The sequence below is a fragment of the Allosphingosinicella sp. genome, from assembly GCF_036570505.1.
In the GTDB taxonomy this organism is placed as follows: Bacteria; Pseudomonadota; Alphaproteobacteria; order Sphingomonadales; family Sphingomonadaceae; genus Allosphingosinicella.
On sequence record NZ_DATCYB010000053.1, the window covers coordinates 1 to 7,767 of the forward strand.

At 61.7% G+C, this 7,767-nt stretch carries 6 protein-coding genes and 1 pseudogene; 3 read left to right on the plus strand and 4 right to left on the minus strand.

Annotated elements, in window-relative coordinates:
• Positions 1-291 precede the first annotated feature (291 nt).
• From VIR62_RS05665 to VIR62_RS05675, 3 genes and pseudogenes are all read right to left on the minus strand, one after another.
• A complete protein-coding gene (locus VIR62_RS05665; RefSeq protein WP_431869435.1) occupies positions 292-1,314 on the minus strand; it encodes an IS110 family transposase in 1,023 nt (340 codons plus the stop codon).
• A 113-nt stretch (positions 1,315-1,427) separates the two neighbouring features.
• Positions 1,428-1,670 (minus strand): annotated as a pseudogene (locus VIR62_RS05670) (IS110 family transposase); the annotation flags it as partial.
• Positions 1,671-1,844: 174 nt separating this feature from the next.
• Entirely contained in the window at positions 1,845-3,080 is a 1,236-nt protein-coding gene (locus VIR62_RS05675; RefSeq protein ID WP_431869436.1) for a hypothetical protein, read from the minus strand.
• A gap of 332 nt (positions 3,081-3,412) precedes the next feature.
• Here VIR62_RS05675 and VIR62_RS05680 point away from each other — a divergent pair, with 332 nt between their 5' ends.
• Complete coding sequence (locus VIR62_RS05680) at positions 3,413-4,843, plus strand: IS1182 family transposase (RefSeq protein WP_431869438.1); 1,431 nt, start codon at positions 3,413-3,415, stop codon at positions 4,841-4,843.
• A gap of 233 nt (positions 4,844-5,076) precedes the next feature.
• Here the strand turns inward: VIR62_RS05680 and VIR62_RS05685 are convergent, their stop codons facing one another.
• On the minus strand, positions 5,077-6,204 hold the full coding sequence (locus VIR62_RS05685; protein ID WP_431869440.1) for a helix-turn-helix transcriptional regulator: 1,128 nt from the start codon (positions 6,202-6,204) through the stop codon (positions 5,077-5,079).
• Between VIR62_RS05685 and VIR62_RS05690 the strand changes: the two genes are divergently transcribed.
• Together VIR62_RS05690 and VIR62_RS05695 are read left to right on the plus strand one after the other, a co-directional pair.
• The gene (locus tag VIR62_RS05690) at positions 6,194-6,769 is read left to right on the plus strand and encodes a LysE family translocator (protein ID WP_431869441.1); all 576 of its coding nucleotides are present in this window, start codon (positions 6,194-6,196) and stop codon (positions 6,767-6,769) included. The two genes, VIR62_RS05685 and VIR62_RS05690, sit on opposite strands and share 11 nt — an antisense overlap.
• Positions 6,770-6,864: 95 nt before the next feature.
• Positions 6,865-7,551 (plus strand): NIPSNAP family protein, encoded by a 687-nt coding sequence (locus tag VIR62_RS05695; RefSeq protein WP_431869443.1) that lies wholly within the window; start codon positions 6,865-6,867, stop codon positions 7,549-7,551.
• Positions 7,552-7,767: the final 216 nt, after the last annotated feature.

Here is a 7,767-nt window from a genome sequence, read left to right on the forward strand (position 1 = left end):
GGCATCGGCTGCGTCGTTCTTGCCGCGCTTCACATAGGGCTTCCGTAATGGGCGCCTCTTCGTCAATCCCCCAATTTATCTCGCCGCCGGCTTCTTGCTTCCGTCCGTGGTCAGCCGATCAACTGCCACTTGATGTGGTTAGAGGAATGGAGGAGCCCATCTTCACAGCGTGGTCGAGCCACATCCGTACGTACGGCTTACCCCATCCACCGTCCCGGCGACGGGACCTCGGGTAGCAGCGCCGCGCGCTGCTACGTTTGTTCCTCCGTCAGCGTATCCTCAGTCCGCACGTTACGCCGCCATCGGATTTCGATAGGTCGTTCCATCGAGCCAGATCCTGTGCAGCAGAATCGCGAGTTTGCGCGCCAAGGCAACGATTGCACGCTTGGTCTCCCGTCGTTTGGCAACGTTTTGCGCCCAGTCCTTCAAGTTAGACGGTAGTTTAAGGCGAAAGAAGAGCACGGTCGCGGCCTCGAACAGCGCTGATCGTACCATCATATCGCCAGCTTTGGATATGCCGCCGGTAACGTCCGTCTCTCCTGACTGATATCGCCGCGGCGTCAGCCCGAACAGCGGACCGACATCACGAGATCGCTTTATGCGGTGTGGATCATCGATCGCCGTCTTGAATGTGAGGGCAGTTAACGCGCCTACGCCCGGTACACTCATCAACCGCCCGGTAATTTCATCCTCTCGTGCGATCCTCAAAAGCGCCTTATGAAGCTTGGACACCTCATTTATCAGCAGCGCCCGGGCCGCCAGCATGGCATCGGCAATCGTCGTCAATGTCTCCTGCTCTGCGACCAGTTCCCGCACTCTGTGATCGAACATTTTGCGGGTCACGGTGCCGATCTTTAATCCGAATCCCCGAAGAATACCCCGTATCCCGAGCTCGACGTCGATCAACTTTCCCAACAAAAGCTTGCGAGCGGTCAACAAGGAGCGGACCTCCTGCGAGGCAAGCGCCTTACAATGAACCGGACGATACCATCCCATCCGCAGCAAGTGCGCAATACCCAGGGCGTCGCGACGGTCGGTCTTCACCGTCATCGCAGAGAGAGCCGCCTTCACATGCCGCGTCTCCAGCAACACCACATCAAAGCCCGAAGCAGTTAGGCTAGCAAACAGCCACTGAGAAAGCGGACCCGCCTCCAGGCCGATCCGGGACACCTGGAAATCCAAGCCCCGAAAAAACCTGGTCAGGGCATCGGGCTCCGACGCCACCTTCTGCTCGCATATCACCTGACCAGCCGCGTCAAGAATGCAAACGGCCGCCTCTTTCAATGAAACGTCCACACCGGCATAATAATCCATGGTCGTCCTCCACAACGATGCTTGGGGCTGGTTCAGGCCGAGACCCCGTTCTCCATCCTAGCGGGGACGACCACCCGGATCGAGGCACCGTGGCGCCCAGCCCATTACCGCATCTTCACATATTGCGGCGGCATCAGCCGCACATCATGGCCAAGCGCGATCAGCTCGCGCGCCCAGTGATGCGAGGTGTTACATGCTTCGATCCCGATCAAACAACGTGGCAGCTTCTCGAAGAACGGCAACATCCGCGCGCGGCTTAACCGCCTGCGAATGACGACGTTGCCCGTCGCGTCGATCCCATGAACCTGAAACACCGACTTCGCGATATCCAAACCAATCGTCGTGATCGTCTCCATCCCGGCTCTCCTTCCCAGCTCAACCCGCGCTAAATACCGCAGGTGGGTGGAGAGCCGTCCACGACATCAGGAGCGGACCATCTGCTTAGGAGCGGAGTTGGCGAAAACCTGCCGGGGAGAGCGCAATCAAGGCTGCCGCCGCCGCGAACGGGTCTAGTTCATCCGGTGACTACGCTAGTTGTTGCCAACCTCCGCTTCCCACTGAGCCCGCGCTGCCTTGGCCCTCGCGACCTCCGCCTCATGGGCCGCGCGGTCTCGCTCATATTGTTGTCGGGCGGCCTCAGCGGCCTTGATGCCGTCCTGAAACGCCTTGAGCTTAGCTTCATATTCCTGCTGGGCGGCCTGCTGCGCTTTCGTGGCCGCTTCGGCCTGAGCCTTGACCCGCTGCCAACCTTCTTCGTTGCGGCCAAGCATTTCCCCCACCTGCATCTGCTGGCGCTCGCTTTCCGAAAGGCTCGGCGCAGCTGGCTCGGTTCCTCTCCGAGCCGCACCCAATCCAGCTGCCGCCGATTCAGTCGCTTGCACCGGCTCGGCGGCATCGGCCTGCTCCCAGAGAGATGCAGGGATTGCGTCCTCGCAGGGCGAGCGGCTGGGATCGACGATGATCAGCTTCAGGACCTGCACCATCTCGGCGCCATAAACATCCGCTTCCGTCTCCGTCGCCAGGCTCCGCTTTAGGGCGGCGGCGGCACAGGCGGTCCATGCCTGGACGTTGTCGGGATCGCTTTGCGCGAGCGCCTTGTAGCGCTCCGCGATCGCAGCGGCCGGATTGGGGGGAGCCGACGCCGGCCCGGGGCTGCCGCCGACCCGCACCAAGCGTGACGCCACGTTTCCGGGCTCCTTCTTGAACGCCTCGATCGTGCGATCGTCGATCACTCTCAGCCAATAGCTTATGCCGTTATTGGGGTTGGTGAAGTGGTACGTGCCGTCCGCCTGCCGTTCGTAGCGCGAGTTCTTGTTCGGCTCTACCACTACGAGATCATCGCCCTCCTGTTTCACCCGGAGAGAATAGCTTCCATCCTCCAGCACATAAGTGCCGTCGCTAAACTTGGCTGAATTTGGCGATGCGGGAGTTCCGGGAGCCCAGCCTACCTGGCGCAGGCTGTAGATCGCGCAGTCCGGACATTGTTGCTTCAGCCCGTCCAGATAGATGGGCACGTTCTGCGGAAGGCTAGTGAACTGGCAGCCGCCGGTCAGCGTCGCTCCGAATTGCGAACGGACGTGGTTGAGGAACGAGCTGTTGTACGTCTCGCCGGGGATAGCCGGATCCGCTTCGAAAGTGCGCGAATGGTAGTAGACCTGCGCCTGGTCATCGACTGCCACGCAAACAAGCGATGAGCCTCTCTCCTCTTGCGCCGCCGCCGGAGCGAGCCACAGGATGCTCATCAAGAGCGCGATCGCGTACTTCATCTATTGCCCCCACCCCATCGACGAGAATCGCCGGTATCGGCTTGAAAGAATAGTTCAAGCGACGAGCTTGTCTATTCTGATGCAACGCTGGGACGATGACCCTGATTGGTTGGGGTCTCCGGGGCGGGCGGCGGAACCGAGAGGTGTGGTGAGTGCGGATGCTGTGATTAGCGACCGCTCACCGGCAGCAAGCCAATGTCAGCTATTCGGCAGTTTTATTACGGCGGTTGAGTGACCGGGATGGGCGCATTGCTGCCCGGCGGGCCCTGGCCGAGGCTGTGTGAAAAGACGCGGAAATCTGGTATCTTCCGATGGGTTTCGGGAGGCGTCGGATGAAGCGTTTCGTCGAGGGTTCGGAGCGGATGCAGGGGACGTTATTCCCGGATCATCTTGAGGATTTTGTCGGCGAAGATAACGCGGTTCGCGTGATCGATGCGTTCATCGATGCGCTTGATCTGGTCGATCTGGGCTTCGAGGGAGCAGTGCCGGCGACAACCGGAAGGCCGGGCTATCATCCGGCAGTCCTTCTGAAGATCTATGTCTACGGCTATCTCAACCGCATTCACTCGAGCCGCCGTCTCGAGACAGAGGCGGGTCGCAATGTCGAGCTGATGTGGTTGACGGGCCGACTGGCGCCCGACTTCAAAACGATCGCTGACTTCCGCCGCGACAACGGCAAGGCCATCCGCGGGGTATGCCGCCAGTTCGTGATGCTGTGTCGGCAGATCGGGCTGCTCGGCGATGTCGTCGTCGCCATCGATGGCAGCAAGTTCAAGGCAGTGAACAACCGCGACAAGAACTTCACGCCGGCCAAGATGCAGCGCCGCATGGCGGAGCTCAATGCGGGCATCGATCGCTACCTGGCCGAGATGGATGCCGCCGACCTCGCCGAACCTGCATCGACGATGAAGGTCGCCCGGCTTCAGGATCGGATCGCCCTGCTGAGAGCGCAGATGGCGGAGTTGAGGAGCATCGAGGCACAGATGCAGCAGTCACCCGACGCACAGGTATCGCTGACCGATCCCGATGCGCGATCGATGAACAGCAGAGGCAGCGGCATTGTCGGGTACAATGTTCAGGCAGCCGTCGATGCCGATCATCACCTGATCGTCGCACACGAAGTGGTCACGACAGGCAGCGATCGGGCGCAGCTGGCTGGTATGGCGCAGCAGGCGCGTGCCGCCATCGGCGGCGACGAGATCACCGTCGTTGCCGATCGTGGCTACTTCAGCGGCAGGCAGATCCTGGCGTGCGAAGATGCGCAGATCGCTGCCTACGTTCCGAAGCCGCTCACCTCTTCCGCCAGGGCTGCTGGCCGGTTCGACAGGCGGGACTTCATCTACGACGCGGATCGCGACTGCTATCGTTGTCCTGCTGGAGAGGACCTGGTTCACCGCTGCACTGCCACTGAGGGAGCAATGAAGATCCGCCGCTACTGGACGCGCGTGTGCGGGACATGCGTGCTCAAAACCCAATGCACCCCGGGCACGGAGCGTCGCGTCAGCCGATGGGAGCATGAAGCCGTGCTGGATCGCATGGAGCAGCGGCTCAACGCCAGGCCCGAGATGATGCAGATCCGTCGGCAGACCGTCGAGCACGTCTTCGGCACGCTCAAGGCGTGGATGGGAAGCACGCACTTCCTGACCCGCACTTTGAACAAAGTCGCTGCCGAGATGAACCTCCATGTTCTGGCCTACAACCTCAAACGCGTGATCAAAATCATAGGCATCCGGCCGCTCATGACGGCGATCAGAGCCAGCTAAGGCTCGCCAGGGCTATCGGTTTGCGAACTGGCGCGATGGCCGCCCTCCTTTGCCCTGAACGCGCCGCTGATCGCACGAAAATGCCTCCGAGCACATCAGCGCCAGTCCGACCATGGATCGCCTAAAACGGCCCGATGTTCGCCACCCAACAATCTTTCCACACAGCCTCGGCCGCAAGCGGAACGGCGGCTCTTCGGCGGGGAAACGAATGGCTGTCGTGAACAGCGATAGCTTCATTCAGCATAGAGCTCGATCAGCTTGACGGCGGAACTGCGGAGCTCGGCTCGCAGCTCGGCAGGGGTCAGGACTTCGATCCAATCGCGGAAGCCCAAGAGCAGGCTAGCCGCCATGCCGATACTTTCGATGGGAATCTCGACCGTGCGCCGACCATCGCCGTCCGGATCAGCGGCGACAATGGCTTCGGCCGCGTCGGCGCCGAGACGATCAATGGACGACATCGCTTCGGGCATGACGAGCAGCGTCGCTTTTTCCCCCCGAAGGCTGCTTTCGAAGCGCGCGACCTCACCTTGCCAATGCCGGGCAAGATCGAAATCCGCCGGCCGCTCGAACACCTCTTCGCTCGCGTCCACCTTCAGGATCTTCGAAACGCGATAGGTACGCAGATCCTTGCCGACGCGGGCGACCAGATACCAATGGCCGGCCTTGAGAACGAGGCCTAGCGGTTGGGCTGCGCGCCGGACCTCCGCCTTCCAGCTCTCGTAGCGCATGACGATGCACCGCTGCTCCCAAACGGCTGCGGCGACCGTTGCCAGATGAGCGGGCGCCGATGCCCGACGGTACCAGTCGACCGGATCGAGATGGAACCGATCGCCGATCCGCCGCGCGCTGTCGCCCGCCGCAGCCGGGAGCGCGGCCACCAGCTTCAACCTTGCCGCCGAGGCCGGTTCGGCAAGCCCGAGATCGCTAGCGGGGCCGGGCAATCCCATCAGCAGCACCGCTTCGGCTTCGGCCGCCGTAAGACCCGTGAGGCGAGTGCGATAGCCATCTAGCAAAGCGAAGCCGCCGCCCGGCCCCTTGTCGGCATAAACAGGTACGCCCGCGGCGCTCAGCGCATCGATGTCCCGATAGATGGTACGTTGCGACACCTCGAAGCGTTCGGCGAGCACGGCTGCCGTCACACGTCCGTGCATCTGCAGAGTGATCAGGATCGAAAGGAGACGTGATGCACGCATAAAAAATTTACTAGCGCAAAATAGCTGACAATAGATGTCACTTTTTAGCGCGTAAGGCAGCCTTCGAATTGGAAAAGGCGCCGTCATGGTTGAGCTCATTCTTATATTGGCGTTCGCGACCGCCGTTTTCGCCATCGTCATCACACCGGGTGCGGATATGACGATCATTCTTACCAGCGCGCTTAGCGGCGGCCGCTCCGCAGGTCTCGCCGCCGTCGGCGGCGTGGCGACCGGCGGGCTGGCGCACATCCTATTCAGCGTGGCGGGGCTGACCGCGATCGTTGCGGCCGTCCCGGCGGCGCTCACGGTGCTCGGCTGGATCGGCGCTGCCTATCTGTTTTGGCTGGGGACAGCCTTTCTCCGCGCGGGCGGCGGCGACAGACTGACCGGTTGGAGCGATGCACTAAGCCCCCAAGAGGCTTGGCGAAGGGCGGCGGTGACGAACCTCCTCAACCCGAAGGCCTATCTCTTCATGCTGGCCGTTTTTCCACAGTTCATTCGGCCGGACGGCTGGCCGGTGTGGCTGCAAGCATTGCTGCTGGGCGCGCTTCTGCTCGCCATTGCTATCCCGATCTATAGCGGACTGGCGCTCGCCGCCGCGCATATGGGACGCGGGCTCATCGCCAAGCCGGGAGCGACGGTTTGGCTCAATCGCATGGCAGGCGTGGCGCTTCTCCTGCTGGGAGCGGCGCTTGCGGCCGCACAGCTATCCAGCCCGGGCACCGGAGCGTGACTATAGATCGCCGAAGGTTGCTCAGTGGCTTCGCAGCTTTGGTCGCGATTCGGGCGACGCCGGCATTCGCGATCCCCAACGAGGAGAAGATCAAGATGACTGAGACAAATCTCGTGGAGTTGAGACAATATACGCTCGTTGGCGGTCAGCGGGATACGCTTGTCGACCTCTTCGAGCGTGCGTTCGTGGAAACCCAGGAAGCCGCTGGCATCCAGGTGTTCGGCCGCTACATCGATCTCGACGATCCCGACCGTTTTGTCTGGATGCGGGGCTTCAGCGATCTCGAGACACGCGGGCGGGCATTAAGCGACTTCTATGGCGGCCCGGCATGGGCGGCGCACCGCGAAGCGGCGAACGCGACGATGATCGATTCGGACAATGTGCTTCTCCTTCGCCCGTCAGGGAGAGGCGCCCAAGTTCGGAGCGACCTGACGATCGCGAGAGGCCTTCTTCGTGTCACGATCCATTATCTGAACGGGGTGGCTCCGCAGCGGTTCGAGGCGTTCTGGACGGATGCGCTGCGCTCAATGCTCGCGGAGGCGGGACACGCGCCATTTCGGCCGCTCGCGACGGCGGCTGTCGAGAATAATTTCCCGCGCTTGCCGGTCCGCGCCGACTCCGTCTTCCTATCGTTTATGCGCTTTGACGACGAGGCTGAGGAGCGCGAGTTTACGCGCTGGTGGTCGAGCCGATCTGGATGGCGCGACCATCTTAGCCCCGACCTGCTGCCGGCGCTCATGCGAAAGCCCGAGGTCATCCGCTTAGCGCCCGTTGCTCGATGACAGAAGCGATTCAGCAACGACCCTGATGTCCGCTTCCAAGCATTCGTCCGCACCGAATGACTGTCCGCAATGGGTGGTGGGTTCAACGGGTGGTCGCAACACTTCAATCTTTGACGAGATGGGAGTGGAAGCGATGAAGCGGCGACAACGGATATATTACACGGCAGCGCAGCGGTCCGAGATCTGGGATCGATGGCAGCGTGGGGAGTCGATGAG

Bases quoted from the DNA above. Each gene is read 5' to 3' on its own strand.
- VIR62_RS05685 (WP_431869440.1), bottom strand. From the start codon at position 6,204: ATGATCGTCATATCCGCACCCGGTGTGATGACGATGGCGAAAACGGCG.
- VIR62_RS05690 (WP_431869441.1), top strand. From the start codon at position 6,194: ATGACGATCATTCTTACCAGCGCGCTTAGCGGCGGCCGCTCCGCAGGT.
- VIR62_RS05695 (WP_431869443.1), top strand. From the start codon at position 6,865: ATGACTGAGACAAATCTCGTGGAGTTGAGACAATATACGCTCGTTGGC.
- VIR62_RS05675 (WP_431869436.1), bottom strand. From the start codon at position 3,080: ATGAAGTACGCGATCGCGCTCTTGATGAGCATCCTGTGGCTCGCTCCG.
- VIR62_RS05680 (WP_431869438.1), top strand. From the start codon at position 3,413: ATGAAGCGTTTCGTCGAGGGTTCGGAGCGGATGCAGGGGACGTTATTC.
- VIR62_RS05665 (WP_431869435.1), bottom strand. From the start codon at position 1,314: ATGGATTATTATGCCGGTGTGGACGTTTCATTGAAAGAGGCGGCCGTT.